General features: G+C 60.7%; 17 protein-coding genes. 14 read left to right on the top strand and 3 right to left on the bottom strand.

What is annotated here, in order from left to right; all coding sequences use genetic code 11:
• The first annotated feature begins 210 nt into the window (after positions 1-210).
• The 5 genes from pyrG to ispD all read left to right on the top strand — a co-directional run bounded on the left by pyrG (position 211) and on the right by ispD (position 5,291).
• Positions 211-1,842, top strand: coding sequence for a CTP synthase (gene pyrG, locus QRN70_RS09965; RefSeq protein ID WP_095138363.1), 1,632 nt, complete (start codon positions 211-213; stop codon positions 1,840-1,842).
• Between the two features lie 4 nt (positions 1,843-1,846).
• Positions 1,847-2,692: a 3-deoxy-8-phosphooctulonate synthase gene (gene kdsA, locus QRN70_RS09960; RefSeq protein ID WP_285417374.1), complete on the top strand. Its 846-nt coding sequence runs from the start codon at positions 1,847-1,849 to the stop codon at positions 2,690-2,692.
• A 156-nt stretch (positions 2,693-2,848) separates the two neighbouring features.
• On the top strand, positions 2,849-4,138 hold the full coding sequence (gene eno, locus QRN70_RS09955) for a phosphopyruvate hydratase (protein WP_007964291.1): 1,290 nt from the start codon (positions 2,849-2,851) through the stop codon (positions 4,136-4,138).
• A gap of 170 nt (positions 4,139-4,308) precedes the next feature.
• Positions 4,309-4,587: a cell division protein FtsB gene (gene ftsB / locus QRN70_RS09950; protein ID WP_003222158.1), complete on the top strand. Its 279-nt coding sequence runs from the start codon at positions 4,309-4,311 to the stop codon at positions 4,585-4,587.
• Positions 4,584-5,291, top strand: a complete 708-nt coding sequence (ispD, locus tag QRN70_RS09945; protein WP_285417372.1) for a 2-C-methyl-D-erythritol 4-phosphate cytidylyltransferase — start codon at positions 4,584-4,586, stop codon at positions 5,289-5,291. The genes ftsB and ispD overlap by 4 nt, the downstream gene beginning before the upstream one ends.
• 143 nt (positions 5,292-5,434) lie before the next feature.
• Here the strand turns inward: ispD and QRN70_RS09940 are convergent, their stop codons facing one another.
• Positions 5,435-6,331 carry a LysR family transcriptional regulator gene (locus QRN70_RS09940; protein WP_285417370.1) on the bottom strand — a complete coding sequence of 299 codons (897 nt, stop codon included), beginning with the start codon at positions 6,329-6,331 and terminating at the stop codon, positions 5,435-5,437.
• A gap of 106 nt (positions 6,332-6,437) precedes the next feature.
• Here QRN70_RS09940 and QRN70_RS09935 point away from each other — a divergent pair, with 106 nt between their 5' ends.
• From QRN70_RS09935 to rpoS, 8 genes are all read left to right on the top strand, one after another.
• Positions 6,438-7,550 carry an S-(hydroxymethyl)glutathione dehydrogenase/class III alcohol dehydrogenase gene (locus QRN70_RS09935; protein ID WP_285417369.1) on the top strand — a complete coding sequence of 371 codons (1,113 nt, stop codon included), beginning with the start codon at positions 6,438-6,440 and terminating at the stop codon, positions 7,548-7,550.
• Between the two features lie 90 nt (positions 7,551-7,640).
• Entirely contained in the window at positions 7,641-8,492 is an 852-nt protein-coding gene (gene fghA / locus QRN70_RS09930; RefSeq protein ID WP_285418068.1) for an S-formylglutathione hydrolase, read from the top strand.
• Between the two features lie 44 nt (positions 8,493-8,536).
• The gene (gene ispF, locus QRN70_RS09925) at positions 8,537-9,010 is read left to right on the top strand and encodes a 2-C-methyl-D-erythritol 2,4-cyclodiphosphate synthase (RefSeq protein WP_285417367.1); all 474 of its coding nucleotides are present in this window, start codon (positions 8,537-8,539) and stop codon (positions 9,008-9,010) included.
• Positions 9,007-10,065 carry a tRNA pseudouridine(13) synthase TruD gene (gene truD, locus QRN70_RS09920; RefSeq protein WP_285417365.1) on the top strand — a complete coding sequence of 353 codons (1,059 nt, stop codon included), beginning with the start codon at positions 9,007-9,009 and terminating at the stop codon, positions 10,063-10,065. The genes ispF and truD overlap by 4 nt, the downstream gene beginning before the upstream one ends.
• Positions 10,053-10,802: a 5'/3'-nucleotidase SurE gene (surE, locus tag QRN70_RS09915; protein WP_285417363.1), complete on the top strand. Its 750-nt coding sequence runs from the start codon at positions 10,053-10,055 to the stop codon at positions 10,800-10,802. The genes truD and surE overlap by 13 nt, the downstream gene beginning before the upstream one ends.
• A gap of 41 nt (positions 10,803-10,843) precedes the next feature.
• Positions 10,844-11,479, top strand: a complete 636-nt coding sequence (locus QRN70_RS09910) for a protein-L-isoaspartate(D-aspartate) O-methyltransferase (protein ID WP_285418067.1) — start codon at positions 10,844-10,846, stop codon at positions 11,477-11,479.
• Between the two features lie 213 nt (positions 11,480-11,692).
• A complete protein-coding gene (locus QRN70_RS09905; protein WP_285417362.1) occupies positions 11,693-12,574 on the top strand; it encodes a peptidoglycan DD-metalloendopeptidase family protein in 882 nt (293 codons plus the stop codon).
• 106 nt (positions 12,575-12,680) lie between these two features.
• Positions 12,681-13,688, top strand: coding sequence for an RNA polymerase sigma factor RpoS (gene rpoS / locus QRN70_RS09900; RefSeq protein ID WP_025110864.1), 1,008 nt, complete (start codon positions 12,681-12,683; stop codon positions 13,686-13,688).
• 602 nt (positions 13,689-14,290) lie between these two features.
• Here the strand turns inward: rpoS and fdxA are convergent.
• Both fdxA and mutS read right to left on the bottom strand, forming a co-directional pair.
• Positions 14,291-14,614 (bottom strand): ferredoxin FdxA, encoded by a 324-nt coding sequence (gene fdxA / locus QRN70_RS09895; RefSeq protein WP_007908827.1) that lies wholly within the window; start codon positions 14,612-14,614, stop codon positions 14,291-14,293.
• Positions 14,615-14,778: 164 nt separating this feature from the next.
• The gene (gene mutS / locus QRN70_RS09890) at positions 14,779-17,358 is read right to left on the bottom strand and encodes a DNA mismatch repair protein MutS (RefSeq protein WP_285417359.1); all 2,580 of its coding nucleotides are present in this window, start codon (positions 17,356-17,358) and stop codon (positions 14,779-14,781) included.
• A 210-nt stretch (positions 17,359-17,568) separates the two neighbouring features.
• Here mutS and QRN70_RS09885 point away from each other — a divergent pair, with 210 nt between their 5' ends.
• Entirely contained in the window at positions 17,569-18,303 is a 735-nt protein-coding gene (locus QRN70_RS09885) for a LexA family transcriptional regulator (RefSeq protein ID WP_285417358.1), read from the top strand.
• Positions 18,304-18,577 lie beyond the last annotated feature (274 nt).

Below are 18,577 nucleotides of genomic sequence, written 5' to 3'. Positions count from 1 at the left end.
AGGAGTTGCCGATTACCAAGCAGTCTTTGCTGGGCGATTCCAAAAAATGTGTAGCGAGCAACGTACCGGTGTTTTCACTTCCGGTCTGTCCCAACGCGGCGGTTTTTTTGAAAGGTGCACTGTGATTAATGCAGGTGATCGGGGGCTTCGGCCTTCCTTCGCTTTCCCCGGCGGCTCGGACCGCTTTAACGCAGACTTCTAGGGTTTTTCATGACGCGCTACATATTCGTCACGGGCGGTGTTGTTTCTTCATTGGGGAAAGGCATTGCCTCGGCTTCATTGGCGGCCATCCTGGAGGCGCGGGGGCTTAAGGTCACCATGCTCAAGCTGGATCCGTACATCAACGTCGACCCGGGCACCATGAGCCCGTTCCAGCACGGTGAAGTGTTCGTCACCCACGACGGCGCCGAGACCGACCTGGACCTGGGCCACTACGAGCGGTTCATCCGCACGACCATGACCCAGAACAACAACTTCACCACCGGCCGTGTCTACGAGCACGTGCTGCGCAAAGAGCGCCGTGGTGACTACCTGGGTGCAACCATCCAGGTGATTCCGCACATCACCGACGAAATCAAGCGTCGCATCATCAAGGGCGCCGGCGATGCCGACGTGGCCATGGTCGAGATCGGTGGCACCGTGGGTGACATCGAGTCGCAACCGTTCCTTGAGGCCATCCGCCAGCTGCGTTTCGAAGTCGGCGCCAAGCGCGCGATGCTGATGCACCTGACCCTGGTGCCGTACATCGCCACTGCCGGCGAAACCAAAACCAAGCCCACCCAGCACTCGGTAAAAGAGCTGCGTTCGATTGGTCTGCAGCCAGACGTACTGGTGTGCCGCTCCGATCACCCGATCGACGTTTCGTCGCGTCGCAAGATCGCGCAATTCACCAACGTTGAAGAGCGTGCGGTGATCGCGCTGGAAGACGCCGATACCATCTACAAGATCCCGGGCATTCTGCATTCCCAGGGCCTGGATGATTTCGTTGTCGAGCGTTTTGGCCTGCAATGCGGCAGCGCTGACCTGTCCGAGTGGGACGCAGTGGTTGACGCCAAGCTGAACCCGGAACACGAAGTCACCATCGCGATGGTCGGCAAGTACATGGAGCTGCTGGACGCTTACAAGTCGCTGATCGAAGCGATGAGCCACGCCGGCATCAGCAACCGTACCAAGGTCAACCTGCGCTACATCGATTCCGAAGACATCGAGAATCAGGGCACCGCGCTGCTCGAAGGCGTCGACGCGATCCTCGTCCCGGGCGGCTTCGGTCTGCGCGGCGTGGAAGGCAAGATCACTGCCGTTCAGTACGCTCGTGAAAACAAGGTGCCGTACCTGGGTATCTGCCTGGGCATGCAAGTGGCGGTCATCGAATTCGCCCGTAACGTGCTGGGCTGGAAAGACGCCAACTCCACCGAGTTCGATCGCGCCAGTGGCCACCCGGTCGTGGGTCTGATCACCGAGTGGGAAGACGCCACCGGCGCCGTTGAAGTGCGTACCGAAGCGTCCGACCTGGGCGGCACCATGCGCCTCGGCGCTCAGGAATGCCTGCTCGAAGCCGGTTCCAAGGTGCACGATTGCTACGGCAAGGATGTGATTGTCGAGCGTCACCGTCACCGTTACGAAGTGAACAACAACCTGCTGCCACAAATCATCGAAGCCGGCCTGAAGATCTCCGGTCGCTCCGCTGACGCTGCGCTGGTCGAAGTGGTCGAAGCCCCGGATCATCCATGGTTCGTCGCTTGCCAGTTCCACCCTGAGTTCACCTCGACGCCACGTGATGGCCATCCGCTGTTCAGCGGCTTCGTCAAAGCGGCATTGGCTCAACACCAGAAGAAGGCGTAACCCGATGGCACAGAAGATCATCCGCGTCGGCGACATCGAGATTGCCAACGACAAACCCATGGTGCTGTTCGGCGGCATGAACGTGCTGGAAAGCCGTGACATGGCCATGCAGGTTTGCGAAGAGTACGTCAAGGTCACCGAAAAGCTCGGTATGCCTTACGTGTTCAAGGCCAGCTTCGACAAGGCCAACCGTTCTTCTGTGACCTCCTATCGCGGTCCTGGCCTGGAAGAGGGCATGCGCATCTTCCAGGGCATCAAGCAAGCCTTCGGCGTGCCGATCATCACCGACGTCCACGAGCCCGACCAGGCCGCGGTCGTCGCTGAAGTCTGCGACATCATCCAGCTGCCGGCCTTCCTGTCGCGTCAGACCGATCTGGTCGTGGCGATGGCCAAGACCGGCGCGGTGATCAACATCAAGAAAGCCCAGTTCCTCGCGCCTCAGGAAATGAAACACATCCTGAACAAGTGCGTGGAAGCGGGTAACGATCAATTGATCCTCTGCGAGCGTGGTTCGAGCTTCGGCTACAACAACCTCGTGGTCGACATGCTCGGCTTCGGCATCATGAAGCAGTTCGAGTACCCGGTATTCTTCGACGTGACCCATTCGCTGCAAATGCCGGGCGGTCGTTCCGACTCCGCCGGCGGTCGCCGCGCCCAGGTCACCGATCTGGCCAAGGCGGGCATGAGCCAGTCGCTGGCCGGTCTGTTCCTCGAAGCGCATCCGGATCCGGACAACGCCAAATGCGACGGCCCCTGCGCCTTGCGTCTGGACAAACTGGAGCCATTCCTGGCCCAGCTCAAAGCCCTGGACGAACTGGTGAAGAGTTTTCCGACGGTAGAAACCGCGTAAGGCTCATTTCTCCGGTAAAGTACCGCACGATTTGTCGCTCATGCCCTCGGGCATGAGCGTTGTCGTCTGCAAGCTGCCCGCTGCACACCACTTGCCGACGGTCAAAAGATTTCCTCTAGCTGCGTCGTTTTCGTCAACTTTGGAGTGTTTACAACAATGGCAAAAATCGTCGACATCAAAGGTCGTGAAGTTCTCGACTCCCGTGGCAATCCCACCGTGGAAGCGGACGTGCTTCTCGACAACGGCATCATCGGCAGCGCCTGCGCGCCGTCCGGTGCATCCACTGGCTCGCGTGAAGCGCTCGAGCTGCGTGATGGCGACAAGAGCCGTTACCTGGGCAAGGGTGTGCTCAAGGCGGTAGCCAACATCAACGGTCCGATTCGCGATCTGCTGCTGGGTACCGACCCAAGCGACCAGAAAGCCCTGGACCACGCGATGATCAAGCTCGACGGTACCGAAAACAAGGCAACCCTGGGCGCCAACGCCATCCTCGCCGTGTCCCTGGCTGCGGCCAAGGCCGCTGCACAGGACCAGGACCTGCCGCTGTACGCACACATCGCCAACCTGAACGGCACCCCGGGTGTCTACTCGATGCCGGTGCCGATGATGAACATCATCAACGGTGGCGAGCACGCCGATAACAACGTCGACATCCAGGAATTCATGGTGCAGCCGGTTGGCGCCAAGACGTTCTCGGAAGGTCTGCGCATGGGCACCGAGATTTTCCATCACCTCAAGGCTGTGCTGAAGGCCCGTGGTCTGAGCACCGCCGTTGGCGACGAGGGCGGTTTCGCACCGAACCTGGCGTCCAACGAAGATGCGCTGAAAGTGATCTCCGAAGCGGTGGCCAACGCCGGCTACAAGCTGGGCACCGACGTGACCCTGGCCCTGGACTGCGCTGCGAGCGAGTTCTTCGAAGACGGCAAGTACAACCTGTCCGGCGAAGGCCAGGTATTCACTGCCGAAGGTTTTGCCGATTACCTGAAAGGCCTGACCGAACGTTATCCGATCATCTCGATCGAAGACGGTCTGGACGAGTCCGACTGGGCTGGCTGGAAGATCCTCACCGACAAGATCGGCGAGAAGACCCAGCTGGTGGGCGACGACCTGTTCGTGACCAACACCAAGATCCTGAAAGAAGGCATCGACAAGAAGATCGCCAACTCGATCCTGATCAAGTTCAACCAGATCGGCACCCTGACCGAAACCCTGGAAGCCATCCAGATGGCCAAGGCTGCCGGTTACACCGCGGTGATCTCGCACCGTTCCGGCGAAACCGAAGATTCGACCATCGCCGACCTGGCCGTGGGCACCTCGGCTGGCCAGATCAAGACCGGTTCGCTGTGCCGTTCCGACCGCGTTTCCAAGTACAACCAACTGCTGCGTATCGAAGAGCAGTTGAATGGCAAAGCCAAGTACAACGGTCGTAGCGAGTTCCGCGGTTAAGCGCGAACTGATAAAAGGACACCGGATTGTGTCGGAAAAGTCGTGACAGCGATGGATTTGCCACTAATCTGATGCCTTAACAGCACAAGCCTGGATCTTCCAGGCTTCGTGCTATCAGATGTTTCAAGTTTTGGCGTGGCTGTCTTTTTTCACTGGATACCTGATATTCGATGCGCAGTCCTTACTGGTTGTTTCTCGTCTTGCTCTTGCTGCTGGCCGGTCTGCAGTACCGCCTGTGGGTGGGCAATGGCAGTCTGGCGCAGGTTGCCGAGCTGAATCAGCAGATCGCCGATCAGCACGCCGAGAACGAAGCTCTGCTGGAGCGCAACCGAGTGATGGACGCTGAAGTCAGCGAGTTGAAGAAAGGCATGGAGACCGTTGAAGAGCGGGCTCGCCATGAGCTGGGCATGGTCAAGGACGGTGAAACCCTTTACCAGTTGGCCCAATGATCGATTCCCTACCGGCCTTCTGGGCCGTGATTCCTGCCGCGGGCGTCGGTGCCCGAATGGCCGCGGACCGTCCCAAGCAATATCTGCAACTGGGCGGGCGCACAATTCTCGAACACAGCCTCGGCTGTTTCCTCGATCACCCGAGCCTCAAGGGCCTGGTGGTCAGTCTTGCTGTCGATGATCCTTACTGGCCGAACCTGGCGTGCGTCAGCGATCCGCGCATTCAGCGGGTTGACGGCGGTGCCGAGCGTTCCGGCTCGGTGCTCAATGCTTTGCTGCATCTGCATGCCCAAGGTGCCGGCGACGACGATTGGGTGCTGGTGCACGATGCGGCCCGGCCCAACCTGAGCCGCGACGATCTGGACAAACTGCTCGCCGAGCTGGCGCACGACCCGGTCGGCGGCCTGCTGGCGGTTCCGGCGCGTGACACGCTGAAACGGGTCGACAAGCACGGCCGGGTGGTCGAAACCGTTGATCGCAGTGTGATCTGGCAGGCCTACACGCCGCAGATGTTCCGCCTCGGTGCGTTACACCGGGCGCTGGCCGACAGTCTGGTGGCGGATGCGCTCATTACCGATGAAGCTTCGGCGATGGAGTGGGCCGGTCTGGCGCCGCGCCTGATCGAAGGGCGGGCGGATAACCTCAAAGTCACCCGGCCGGAAGACCTGGAGTGGCTGCGTCAGCGCTGGGCGAATCGCCGCTGATTGCTGTGGCGCCTGTCTGATTGCCTTCGCGAGCAGGCTCGCTCCCATATTTGATTTGCGCCTGACGCCGAATTTGCATGCACCGCCGATCCCTTGTGGGAGCGAGCCTGCTCGCGAAGACGGCCGCACAAACAACGCCAGACTCAGCTGCGATACTCCGGCCGCTCGGCCAAGCCTTCCTTGAGAAAATCCACCAGCTTGCGCACTTTCGGAGACAGGTGCCGCTGTTGCGGATACAACGCCCACACCGCCGTATTCGGCGGTTGGTGAGCCTCCAGCAGGGAAATCAATGCACCGCTGTGCAGATGCTCGAGCACGTAATAGTCCGGCAACTGGCACAAGCCGACCCCTTGCAGCGCCGCATCCAGTACCGCCTGCCCGCTGTTGCAGCGCCAGTTGCCCTGCACACGCTGGGAAAATTCCCGCCCGTTCTGTTCCAGTTGCCACACGTCCGAACTGCCGATCAGGCAGTTGTGCCGAGACAATTCCGACAAGCTGTGTGGCCGGCCGTACCGTTCGATATAGGACGGCGACGCGCAGAGAAACATCCGTCGAGGTGCCAGGCGGGTCGCCACCAGTCGAGAATCCTGTAGCCGGCCCAGACGGATCGCCAGATCCAGGCCTTCATGCACCAGGTCGAGTTGGCGGTTGGACAATTCGATGTCGATGCGCAGCTGCGGATAGAGGCCCATGAAGCGCGTCACCAGCGGCACGATGAAGCGCTCGCCATAGGCCACGGCACACGTCATGCGCAGCATGCCTTTGGGCTCGCTGGTCAGGTCGCCGACCGCGCGCAGGGCTTCTTCGCGACCGTCCTGCAGGCGTTGGCAATGTTGCAGAAAGGTCTGTCCGGCTTCGGTCAGGGTTACTCGGCGGGTGCTGCGGTAGAGCAGGCGAGTCTGCAAGCGCTCTTCCAGCCGTGCGACTTGCCGACTGATGTGCGACGACGAAACGCCCAGGCGTTCGGCGGCGCCAGTGAATTGGCTGCATTCGGCGACGGCGACGAATTCGTCGATGCCTTCCCAGCGGTTTTCCAGCATCGGGATTATCCCTGTATGGCAATAATGTTTTGCTTTTGTCCCGATTATTCATCAAGCAGCGCTGGACTACACTCCCTGTCTCGTTTTAATTCACTGGAGAGTCAGCATGATCAAGTCGCGCGCCGCCGTTGCCTTCGAGGCCAAGAAGCCGCTGGAAATCGTAGAAGTCGATGTCGCCATGCCCAAGGCCGGGGAAGTGTTGCTGCGCGTGGTGGCCTCCGGGGTTTGCCACACCGATGCCTACACCCTGTCCGGCGCTGACCCGGAAGGTATCTTTCCGGCGATCCTCGGTCACGAGGGTGGGGCCATCGTCGAGGCCATCGGCGAAGGCGTCACCTCGGTTGCCGTCGGCGACCACGTGATTCCGCTGTACACCCCGGAATGCGGTCAGTGCAAATTCTGCAAGTCGGGCAAGACCAACCTCTGCCAGGCGATTCGCGCCACCCAGGGCAAGGGTCTGATGCCGGACGGCACTTCGCGTTTTTCCTACAAGGGCGAAACGATTTTCCACTACATGGGCACCTCGACGTTCTCCGAGTACACCGTGCTGCCGGAAATCTCCGTGGCGAAGATCGCCAAGGACGCACCGCTGGAAAAGGTCTGCCTGCTCGGTTGCGGCGTGACCACCGGTATCGGCGCGGTGCTCAACACCGCCAAGGTCAAGCCGGGTGACACCGTGGCGATCTTCGGTCTGGGCGGCATCGGCCTGTCGGCGGTCATCGGTGCGGTGAAGGCCAAGGCCTCGCGCATCATTGCCATCGACATCAACCCGGCCAAGTTCGAAATCGCCAAGCAGCTGGGTGCCACCGATTGCGTCAACCCGAAAGACTTCGATCGGCCGATCCAGGAAGTGATCGTCGACATGACCGATGGCGGCGTCGACTTTTCCTTCGAGTGCATCGGCAACGTGCAACTGATGCGCGCTGCACTGGAATGCTGCCACAAGGGCTGGGGCGAGTCGGTGATCATCGGTGTCGCTGGTGCCGGCCAGGAAATCGCTACCCGTCCGTTCCAGCTGGTCACCGGTCGCGTCTGGCGCGGCTCGGCGTTCGGTGGCGTGCGTGGCCGTAGCGAGCTGCCAAGCTACGTCGACATGGCGCAGAGCGGCGAAATTCCGCTGGATACCTTCATCACCCACACCATGGGCCTGGAAGACATCAACAAGGCATTCGATCTGATGCACGAAGGCAAGAGCATCCGTACCGTCATTCATTTCTAAAAGCAGTGGCAGGTGACAAGCTCCAAGCTGCAAGTCAGTGCGCTTTTGCCTTTTCTTGAAGCTCGGAGCTGGCCGCTTGCAGCTGGGAGAATCCCTATGAGTCTGGAAAACATCTCCTGTCAGAAAAGTTTCGGCGGCTGGCACAAGCGCTATCGCCACCGCTCCGACGTGCTTGGCTGCGACATGGTGTTTGCCGTGTACCTGCCACCGCAGGCGGAACAGGGCGGCAAGCTGCCGGTGCTGTACTGGCTGTCAGGGCTGACCTGCACGGATGAGAATTTCATGCAGAAGGCCGGGGCGATGCGCATGGCCGCCGAGCTTGGCCTGATCATCGTGGCGCCGGACACCAGTCCGCGCGGTCCCGATGTACCGGGTGATCCGGATGGCGCGTGGGATTTCGGCCTCGGTGCCGGCTTTTATCTGAATGCCACGCAGGAACCGTGGTCGCGGCACTATCGGATGCATGACTACGTGGTGCAGGAATTGCCTGCACTGGTCGAGGCGCATTTTCCCGCGTCGGACAAACGCGGTATCAGCGGCCACTCCATGGGCGGTCACGGTGCTCTGGTCTGCGCCTTGCGCAACCCGGGTCGTTATCTGTCGGTGTCGGCGTTTTCGCCAATCAACAACCCGATGGATTGCCCGTGGGGGCAGAAGGCGTTTTCCCGCTACCTGGGCGAAGATCGCTCGAAGTGGAAAGAGTGGGATGCCTGCGCGTTGATCGCCGAGGCCGACGAAAAGCTGCCGCTGCTGGTCGATCAGGGTGATCGCGATGACTTCCTGGCGACCCAGCTCAAACCCGAAGCCCTGCAACAGGCGAGCAGACAGGCGGGCCATCCGCTGACCCTGCGTCTGCAACCAGGCTACGACCACAGCTATTTCTTCATCGCCAGCTTCATTGACGACCACTTGCAGCATCACGCGCGCGCTCTGCGCGGTTAATGCAGGTAGAATCACGCCCTGACAAAAATCGGGGCGTTTTTTTTATGCGTATTGGCCACGGCTATGATGTGCACCGTTTCGCTGAAGGCGATTTCATTACTCTGGGTGGTGTGCGCATCGCACACGGCTTCGGGCTGCTCGCTCACTCCGACGGTGACGTCCTGCTGCACGCCTTGAGCGATGCCTTGCTCGGCGCGGCGGCGCTGGGTGATATCGGCAAGCATTTCCCGGATACCGACCCGCAGTTCAAGGGCGCCGACAGCCGCGTGCTGTTGCGTCATGTCGTCGGGCTGATCCATGCCAAGGGCTGGAAGGTTGGCAACGTCGACAACACCATCGTTGCCCAGGCGCCCAAAATGGCCCCGCATATCGAAGCGATGCGCGCGCTGATTGCCGCGGATCTGCAAGTGGAACTGGATCAAGTCAACGTCAAGGCCACCACCACCGAGAAGCTTGGCTTCGTCGGTCGTGAGGAAGGCATCGCCGTTCACTCCGTCGCCTTGTTGCTCCGCGCATGAATGAACTGCAATTGCTCGGCCCGCGCGCCTATGGCGAGCCGCTCGGTACGGCGGTACTGAAAGCCATCGCCGAGGATTTCCAGGTCGATGAGGTTCTCGATATTCCGTTCAGCGGTGACGGCGAACACCTGTGGATCTGGGTGGAAAAGCGCGGCTTGAATACCGAAGAGGCCGCACGGCGCATTGCCAAGGCTGCCGGGGTGCCGTTGCGCACGGTCAGTTATGCCGGCCTCAAGGATCGCCAGGCGTTGACCCGGCAGTGGTTCAGCGTGCAATTGCCGGGCAAGGCCGATCCGGACCTGTCGGCGGCGGAAAACGATACGCTGAAAATCCTCAAGACCACCCGCCACAAGCGCAAGCTGCAGCGCGGTGCGCACTCGGCCAATGGCTTCACCTTGCGCCTGACTCAGTTCAACGGTGACCGGGAGGCCATCGACGAGCGCCTGCAACTGATCGCCAGACAGGGCATTCCGAATTACTTCGGTGCCCAGCGCTTCGGCCATGATGGCGGCAACGTCGTCGATGCCCGAGCCTGGGCGGCACGCAAGGCGTTGCCGGAGCAGCGCAATGTGCGCTCGCGGCTGCTGTCGACGGCGCGCAGCTTCCTCTTCAATCAGGTGCTGGCGGCGCGAGTTGCCGATGGCTCCTGGCAGCGCGCGCAGGTCGGCGACCTGCTGGCCTTCACCGACAGCCGCAGTTTTTTTCCGGCCGGCGAAGCCGAGTGCAGCGACCCGCGCCTGGCGATTCTCGACCTGCATCCGACCGGCCCGCAGTGGGGCGCAGGTGACTCGCCGGCGGCCGGGGTTGTCCATGATCTGGAGCAGGCAATTGCCGCACGCGAGGCGGATCTGCGCGATTGGTTGATTAACGCCGGTATGAGCCACGAACGTCGCATCCTGCGGCTGCCCATTGGCGGGTTGACGTGGCATTATCCCGAGCCTGACATTCTGCAACTGGAATTCGTCCTCCCGGCTGGATGCTTCGCCACCGTACTGGTGCGCGAACTCGTTGATCTGGTGCCGGTGGGGCAGACGGACAGCCCATGCGTATTCTGATTTCAAACGACGATGGGGTAACCGCACCCGGTCTTGCCGCGCTTTATGCTGCGCTGGCGGATTACACCGAATGCGTGGTTATCGCCCCGGAACAGGACAAGAGCGGCGCCAGCAGTTCGCTGACGCTCGACCGTCCGTTGCACCCGCAATACCTGGCCAACGGCTTCATCAGCCTGAATGGCACGCCGACCGATTGCGTGCACCTGGGCCTCAATGGCCTGCTTGAGCGCGAGCCGGACATGGTCGTCTCGGGGATCAACCTGGGGGCCAACCTGGGCGATGACGTGCTGTATTCCGGCACCGTCGCGGCCGCCCTCGAAGGCCGTTTTCTCGAGCGTCCGTCGTTCGCTTTCTCGCTGGTCTCGCGGCAGGTGGACAACCTGGCCACCGCCGCACACTTTGCGCGCAAGCTGGTCGAGGCCCATGCCGGGCTCGATCTGCCGCCGCGCACGGTATTGAACGTCAACATTCCGAATCTGCCGATCGATCATATTCGCGGCATTCAGTTGACCCGCCTCGGCCACCGTGCCCGCGCGGCAGCGCCGATGAAGGTGGTCGATCCGCGCGGCAAGGCCGGTTACTGGATCGCTGCTGCCGGCGATGCCGAAGACGGCGGCCCGGGGACCGATTTCCATGCGGTGATGCAGGGTTACGTGTCCATCACTCCGTTGCAGCTTGATCGCACCTTCAACGATGCGTTCAGAAGTCTCGACGGCTGGCTGGAGGGCCTCAATTAATGGCTCGCGAACACGACGACAGGCTGCGCAGCGGGATCGGCATGACCTCCCAGCGTACGCGTGAGCGGCTGATCCAGCGTCTGTATGAAGAAGGGTTGTCCAACGCCAGCGTGCTGGAGGTGATCCGCCGTACGCCGCGTCACCTGTTCGTCGATGAAGCGCTGGCGCACCGCGCCTACGAAGACACGGCGTTGCCGATCGGCCATAACCAGACCATCTCCCAGCCTTATATGGTCGCGCGCATGAGCGAGCTGCTGCTCGAGGCGGGGCCACTGGACAAGGTGCTGGAGATCGGTACCGGTTCCGGCTACCAGACGGCGGTGTTGTCGCAGCTGGTCGAGCGAGTGTTCTCGGTCGAGCGGATCAAGGTGCTGCAGGATCGCGCCAAGGAGCGTCTGGTCGAGCTCAACCTGCGCAACGTGGTGTTCCGTTGGGGCGATGGCTGGGAGGGCTGGCCGGCGCTGGCACCGTACAACGGCATCATCGTCACGGCAGTGGCCACCGATGTGCCGCAGGCCCTGCTCGATCAACTGGCCCCGGGTGGACGCCTGGTCATCCCGGTAGGCTCCGGCGAAGTCCAGCAATTGATGTTGATCGTGCGCGAAGAACACGGCTTCTCGCGACACGTTCTGGGTGCGGTGCGCTTCGTTCCGTTGCTCAACGGGCCGCTGGCCTGAGCATTTATTCAAGGGCGCTGAATTCCTTGCGAGCGCCTTGGTCTTACAGCGGCGGCCAGTGCTTAAACAGGATTTATCGTCGGTCAGCAAACGTGTGCGGCGCACGATAACGCTTCATTAAAGGTAAGGCCGGTATGGCCGGTTATACTTGCTACGTTTCATGCCCGATTGCGGCATTCCACTTTTCTTCAGCCACCACAAAGGGAGCGGCGGGTGAGTCTCACAGTCATTGCGCAGCGTATGGGTAACACGAGCTTTCAGCGCCTGGTGACTGGCCTTGTCTTGAGCACCTTGCTGGTCGGTTGCTCCAGCACCAAATCGAGCAGCGTGCGAGTGGTCGATCGCAACAGTGCGGCGGCGCAACGTCCTGCGGTAACGACCGGGCAATATGTAGTCCGTCCGGGCGATACGCTGTTTTCCATCGCGTTTCGCTACGGCTGGGACTACAAAGCCCTCGCTGCCCGGAACAATATTCCTACGCCGTATACGATCCATCCGGGTCAGACGATTCGCTTCGACGGACGTACCGGTTCAACGTCGACGGCGGTGGTTGGCAACAGCGGTTCCACACCGTCTTCGTCGAGTAAAACCACGGTAATCCGGCGCCAGGCGAATGGCACGACGACCACCACGACCACCGGTTCCGGGGCGGCTGCGACGACGGTTGTACCGTCCGTCGCCAACAAGCAAACCCCGGCGCCATTGCCGCCTCCGGGCCCAGCCCCGACCGGCTGGGGATGGCCATCTAATGGCATTCTCATTGGTAAATTCTCTTCAAACGGTAGTTTGAATAAAGGAATTGATATCGCCGGAGATTTGGGACAGCCTGTTTTAGCTGCGTCTGATGGGACGGTGGTTTACGCCGGGAGTGGCTTAAGGGGCTACGGCGAATTAGTCATCATCAAACACAGCGAAACCTACGTCAGTGCTTACGGACACAACCGTCGGCTGTTGGTACGGGAGGGGCAGCAGGTCAAGGTCGGACAGACAATTGCCGAAATGGGGTCAACGGGTACAGACCGGGTGAAACTGCATTTTGAGATTCGCCGACAAGGTAAACCTGTAGATCCGCTGCAGTTCCTGCCAAGACGTTGATTTGAAGGCCAGCCTGTTCCGTCGCGTAGAGGGGACAGGCTCCAGCGTTGCCAAGGATAAAGGCGTCGCTTGAGCTTGGGGTCGAACTCACCAAAGGACTATAACAATGGCTCTCAGTAAAGAAGTGCCGGAGTTTGACATCGACGATGAGGTTCTCCTTATGGAGGCCGGCATCGATTCGGATTCGATGTCGAATGATGAAGGGGCTGCTCCACCTTCCGTTCGTTCCAAATCCAAACACTCCGCTTCACTTAAACAACACAAGTACATCGACTACACGCGGGCACTCGATGCCACGCAGCTGTATCTCAACGAAATCGGCTTTTCCCCATTGCTCTCCCCGGAGGAAGAAGTTCATTTTGCGCGTCTGTCGCAAAGTGGCGACCCGGCAGGGCGCAAGCGCATGATTGAAAGTAACCTGCGGCTGGTGGTGAAAATCGCCCGGCGTTACGTCAATCGGGGGCTGTCGCTGCTGGATCTGATCGAAGAGGGCAACCTCGGACTGATCCGCGCGGTGGAAAAGTTCGACCCCGAGCGCGGCTTCCGCTTCTCGACCTACGCAACCTGGTGGATTCGGCAGACCATCGAGCGCGCGATCATGAATCAGACCCGGACCATCCGGCTGCCGATCCATGTGGTCAAGGAGCTCAACGTGTACCTGCGGGCGGCACGGGAGCTGACGCAAAAGCTCGATCACGAACCTTCACCCGAAGAAATCGCCAATCTGCTGGAAAAACCGGTGGGCGAGGTCAAGCGCATGCTCGGCCTGAACGAGCGGGTTTCTTCGGTCGACGTCTCGCTGGGTCCGGATTCGGATAAAACCCTGCTCGACACCCTGACGGATGATCGTCCTACCGATCCATGCGAACTGCTGCAGGACGATGACCTGTCGCAGAGCATCGATCAATGGCTCTCGGAGCTGACCGACAAGCAACGCGAGGTGGTGGTACGCCGCTTCGGCCTGCGCGGCCACGAGAGCAGCACGCTGGAGGATGTGGGCCTGGAGATCGGTCTGACCCGGGAACGGGTAAGACAGATCCAGGTGGAGGGCCTCAAGCGTCTGCGCGAGATCCTCGAGAAGAATGGCCTGTCGAGCGAGTCACTGTTCCAGTAAGCGCCGTACCGACCGCCCACGGAAAGCCCCGACTGGTTCGGGGCTTTTTGTTGCCTGAAGAACATCGCAGGGGCGTTGGTGTGCTCTTGCAGGGTGGCAGGATTCACTGCGCTGCATGAGCGCGGCGTCCTCCAGCGTGAGCAGGCGTCCTCACCCGACTGTTCGCTGTCGGACATACGGTTGGCAATTCAATCGTTTGTAGTCTTGCGGTGTAAGCCTTGGCTTACTCTTTCGTAGGTGTTCCCTATTTTTACAGTACGGTAGACGTCGATTGCCATCGACGCTGTTGTTTAAAGTATTGATTTATAAGCTTATTTTTTAATGTGATGGGCTTATTACAGCGCTTTTCGGCTGTTGGGGGCGATTGCTCTTGGCCGGGAACGCTTTAGTATCTGGGTTGTGTCGACGGACAGACACGCCCTTCAAGGATGAGGGGAATGGACATCGCAGGACGCGATTCATCAGGACGATGAAAAGGAACACAGGGAATAGGGAAAAAATGTGGGCGGGTCAAACCGCCCCTTTTTTTTGCCTGCAGAAAAGCTCGGCCGCTGAAATGCAAAAAGGCCCGCAAGGGGCCTTTTTATCGAGCGCGCAGCTGATCAGCGTTCGAGATCCTTGATCTTGCCTTTGACGCCATCCCACTCTTCGGCATCCGGCAGCGATTCTTTTTTCTCGGTGATGTTCGGCCAGATTTCCGCCAGCTCGACGTTCAGCTGAATGAACTCTTGCATCTCTTCCGGAACTTCGTCCTCGGAGAAAATGGCTACGGCCGGGCATTCTGGTTCGCACAGGGCGCAGTCGATGCACTCATCCGGGTGAATCACCAGGAAGTTCGGGCCTTCGTAAAAGCAGTCCACCGGACAGACTTCTACGCAGTCGGTGTACTTGCACTTGATGCAGTTGTCGGTGACGACGAAGGTCATTTCTAATTTTCTCCTCAGGCGGCGGCAGCGGAGCCCCTTCACGGTTGGGGTCGCCAGGTTCGGGAGCGATGCCTGCTGGCCAGGCTAATGAGCCAGCAGCATCCCAAACCGCGCGAGATTCTAACAGCTTGCCGCCGATTGCGTTATATCCGCTTTCTCAGTGCTTATATCCGGTTCTTCAGTGCATAGAGCATTTCGAGCGCACGACGCGGGGTGACGTCATCCAGATCCAGCTTGGCCAACTCGTCGAGTACCGGGTGCGGCAGGCTGGCGAACATGTCGCTCTGCTGTGGCACCGCCGGTTTGCCCTTCACCGGTTTCGGCGCTTCATGCGGCAGCGCGGTGTCCTCAAGGCGGCTCAGATGCTCGCGCGCGCGCACGATCACGTCGCTCGGCACGCCGGCCAGTTGCGCCACCGCCAGACCGTAGCTCTGGCTCGCCGGCCCCGGGAGCACGTGGTGCAGGAACACGATGCGCTCGTTGTGCTCGGTAGCGTTGAGGTGCACGTTGGCCACCAATGGTTCGGCTTCCGGCAGCACCGTCAGTTCGAAGTAGTGCGTGGCAAACAGAGTATAGGCGCGCAGTTGGGCCAGGCGCTCGGCCGCCGCCCAGGCCAGCGACAGGCCGTCGAAGGTGCTGGTGCCGCGGCCGACTTCGTCCATCAGCACCAGGCTGCGTTCGGTGGCGTTGTGCAGGATGTTGGCGGTTTCGCTCATCTCGACCATGAAGGTCGAACGGCCGCCGGCGAGATCGTCGCTGGAACCGATCCGGGTGAAGATGCGATCCACCAGCGACAACTCGCAACTGGCCGCCGGCACGAAGCTGCCGATATGCGCCAGCAGCACGATCAACGCGGTCTGGCGCATGTAGGTGGATTTACCGCCCATGTTCGGCCCGGTGATCACCAGCATCCGCGTGTTGTCGTCGAGGCTCAGGTCGTTGGCTACGAACGGCGTGGTCAGCACTTGCTCGACCACCGGGTGACGACCCTGGGTAATGCGCATGCACGGTTCGCTGACGAAGCGCGGGCAGTTCAGATCAAGGTTCAGCGCACGCTCGGCGAGGTTGCTCAGCACATCCAGTTCGGCCAGCGCCGAGGCGGTGTCCTGCAGCGGTGGCAGCTGGCTGATCAGATCTTCCAGCAACGCCTCGTAGAGCATTTTCTCGCGGGCCAGGGCCCGGCTCTTGGCCGACAGCGCCTTGTCTTCGAAGGCTTTCAGTTCCGGAGTGATGAAGCGCTCGGCGCCCTTGAGCGTCTGGCGACGGATGTAATCGGCCGGGGCGGATTCCGCCTGTTTGCTCGGCAATTCGATGAAATAGCCGTGAATGCGGTTGTAGCCGACTTTCAGGTGAGTCAGGCCGGTGCGGGCCTTCTCCCGGGCTTCCAGGTCGATCAGGAACTGGCCGGCGTTTTCGCTCAGCGATTGCAGTTCGTCGAGTTCGCTGTCGTAACCGGTCTTCAGCACACCGCCGTCGCGGATCACCGCGGGCGGGTTGTCGATAATGGCTTTTTCCAGCAGCGCCGCCAGTTCCGGGTAGGTGCTGGTGGTGGCGGCCAGGCGGGTCAGGTGCGGCGCTTCCAGGTCGGCCATCGCCACCTGCAATTGCGGCAGCGCACCGAGGGCGTCACGCAGGCGAGCGAGGTCGCGCGGGCGCGCGTTGCGCAGGCCGATCCGCGCAAGGATGCGCTCGATGTCGCCGATCTCCTTGAGTTGCGGCTGGAGCTTTTCGAAGCGATAGCCGTCGAGCAGGCAACTGATCGACGTCTGGCGCGCCAGCAGCACGTTCAGATCGCGCAGTGGGCGGTTCAGCCAACGGGTCAGCAGACGGCTGCCCATCGCGGTCTGGCAGCGGTCGACCACCGATTGCAGGGTGTTGTCGCGGCCGCCGGCCAGGTTGGTGTCGAGTTCCAGGTTGCGACGGCTCGCGCCGTCCAGCACCACGGTGTCGTCGAGGCGCTCGTGGCGCAGGCTGCGCAGGTGGGGCAGGGCAGTGCGCTGGGTTTCCTTGGCATAGGCCAGCAGGCAACCGGCGGCGCCGATGGCCAGGGTCAGGGTTTCGCAGCCGAAGCCTTTCAGGTCCTGGGTGGAGAACTGCTGGCAGAGACTTTTCAGCGCCGAGTCGCGCTCGAAATCCCACGGCGCCCGACGCCGCACGCCACGGCGTTTTTCCGCCGGCAGATCCTTTGGCCAGTCATCGGGGATCAGCAGTTCCACTGGGTTGACCCGCTCCAGCTCCGCCAACAGGTTCTCCCAGCCCTTGATCTCGAGCACGGTGAAGTTGCCGCTGGTGATGTCCAGCACGGCCAGGCCGAACAGACGCTCATCGCCCAGCACCGCGGCGATCAGGTTGTCGCGGCGCTCATCCAGCAAGGCCTCGTCGCTGACCGTGCCCGGGGTGATGATCCGCACCACTTGACGCTCTACCGGGCCCTTACTGGTGGCTGGGTCGCCGACCTGCTCGCAGATCACCACCGATTCACCGAGCTTGACCAGCTTGGCCAGGTAGCCTTCCGCCGCGTGATAAGGAATGCCGCACATCGGAATCGCCTGCCCCGCCGACTGCCCGCGCGCGGTCAGCGTGATGTCCAGCAACTTGGCGGCTTTCTTCGCGTCTTCGTAGAAGATCTCGTAGAAGTCACCCATGCGGTAGAACATCAGCTGGTCCGGGTGCTGATTCTTCAGGCGCCAGTACTGCTGCATCATCGGGGTGTGGGAGGACAGGTCGGAGACGGCTTTATTCATCGGATTGTCAGGCAACTCGTTCAAAGGTGTGGGGCAAAAGCGTGGCATTGGCCGGGCTTTTCCGCGATGGGCGCAAGGTTAACATGGGCGGTCTGTTGGACGCAGGCATCGCCGGCCGGATGACCGCTGTCTACCGCAAAAGCGCTGATATGCACGAATTATGCAAATCAGCATTTGTCTTCGCGAAAAACTTCAAGCACTATGCGCGTTATGCAAAAACGCAACGTATCCTCCGTCCTAAGAGCACTGCTCGACCAGCACGGGATCTCCCCCACGGAGCTCCACCGTCGCACCGGCGTGCCACAATCCACTCTCTCGCGGATTCTCAGCGGGAAAATCGTCGATCCTTCGGATAAGCACATTTCCAGGATCGCCGAGTATTTCAATGTCAGCACCGATCAGTTGCGCGGCCGCGCGGATGTCACTCAGACGGCCGGCGCTGCGCGGGATGACGTGCATGCAGAACTCAAGGACATCATGCTGTGGGACGATGACACGCCCGTCGAGGATGACGAAGTGTCGGTGCCCTTTCTTCGCGAGGTTGAATTGGCAGCTGGATCAGGAAGATTCGTCATTGAAGAGAGCGAGCGCTCCAGTCTGCGCTTCGGCAAGCGCAGCCTGCGGCATAACGGCGTGCAGTTCGATCAGGCCAAGTGCGTGACCGTGCGTGGCAACAGCATGTTGCCGGTCCTGCGCGATGGCGCCACCGTTGGCGTCAACGCCGGCAAGTGCGGGATCGGCGACATCGTCGATGGCGACCTCTACGCGATCAATCACAACGGCCAGCTGCGCGTTAAGCAGCTCTATCGCCTGCCGACCGGCATTCGCCTGCGCAGCTTCAACCGCGACGAACATCCGGACGAGGACTACAGCTTCCAGGAGATGCAGGAAGAACAGATCGTCATCCTCGGTCATGTCTTCTGGTGGGGCATGTACGCCCGCTAACGCCAACACGTTCAGACGAAACCCGCCCACAGGCGGGTTTTTTTTCGCCTGGAGAAAACCCTCAACGCCTTGATTGCCGGGCCTTTCATGCGCTAGTGCATTTTTTTATGCGTAAATAAATGCATTTGTGCATTGACTGTATATGCATACATGCATATTCTTGCCATCAAGCCGCTCGACAAAGCGGCTGGCAACGACAGCTCTTTAGTTCCACAGGAACAGGCAGCGATGAACCGGCCTTGACGGTTCAGAGGGTTGGCAACTGACCCGGGTG

It is taken from the genome of Pseudomonas sp. efr-133-TYG-5, assembly GCF_030209175.1.
Lineage (GTDB): Bacteria > Pseudomonadota > Gammaproteobacteria > Pseudomonadales > Pseudomonadaceae > Aquipseudomonas.
The sequence above is the reverse complement of the archived record's forward strand: the minus strand, read 5'-3'. Positions and strand labels throughout refer to the sequence as shown.

Excerpts from the sequence above, each read along its gene's own strand:
- pyrG (WP_095138363.1), top strand. The coding sequence starts at position 211 with ATGACGCGCTACATATTCGTCACGGGCGGTGTTGTTTCTTCATTGGGG.
- kdsA (WP_285417374.1), top strand. The coding sequence starts at position 1,847 with ATGGCACAGAAGATCATCCGCGTCGGCGACATCGAGATTGCCAACGAC.
- eno (WP_007964291.1), top strand. The coding sequence starts at position 2,849 with ATGGCAAAAATCGTCGACATCAAAGGTCGTGAAGTTCTCGACTCCCGT.
- ftsB (WP_003222158.1), top strand. The coding sequence starts at position 4,309 with ATGCGCAGTCCTTACTGGTTGTTTCTCGTCTTGCTCTTGCTGCTGGCC.
- ispD (WP_285417372.1), top strand. The coding sequence starts at position 4,584 with ATGATCGATTCCCTACCGGCCTTCTGGGCCGTGATTCCTGCCGCGGGC.
- QRN70_RS09940 (WP_285417370.1), bottom strand. The coding sequence starts at position 6,331 with ATGCTGGAAAACCGCTGGGAAGGCATCGACGAATTCGTCGCCGTCGCC.
- QRN70_RS09935 (WP_285417369.1), top strand. The coding sequence starts at position 6,438 with ATGATCAAGTCGCGCGCCGCCGTTGCCTTCGAGGCCAAGAAGCCGCTG.
- ispF (WP_285417367.1), top strand. The coding sequence starts at position 8,537 with ATGCGTATTGGCCACGGCTATGATGTGCACCGTTTCGCTGAAGGCGAT.
- truD (WP_285417365.1), top strand. The coding sequence starts at position 9,007 with ATGAATGAACTGCAATTGCTCGGCCCGCGCGCCTATGGCGAGCCGCTC.
- surE (WP_285417363.1), top strand. The coding sequence starts at position 10,053 with ATGCGTATTCTGATTTCAAACGACGATGGGGTAACCGCACCCGGTCTT.
- QRN70_RS09910 (WP_285418067.1), top strand. The coding sequence starts at position 10,844 with ATGACCTCCCAGCGTACGCGTGAGCGGCTGATCCAGCGTCTGTATGAA.
- rpoS (WP_025110864.1), top strand. The coding sequence starts at position 12,681 with ATGGCTCTCAGTAAAGAAGTGCCGGAGTTTGACATCGACGATGAGGTT.
- fdxA (WP_007908827.1), bottom strand. The coding sequence starts at position 14,614 with ATGACCTTCGTCGTCACCGACAACTGCATCAAGTGCAAGTACACCGAC.
- mutS (WP_285417359.1), bottom strand. The coding sequence starts at position 17,358 with ATGAATAAAGCCGTCTCCGACCTGTCCTCCCACACCCCGATGATGCAG.
- QRN70_RS09885 (WP_285417358.1), top strand. The coding sequence starts at position 17,569 with ATGCAAAAACGCAACGTATCCTCCGTCCTAAGAGCACTGCTCGACCAG.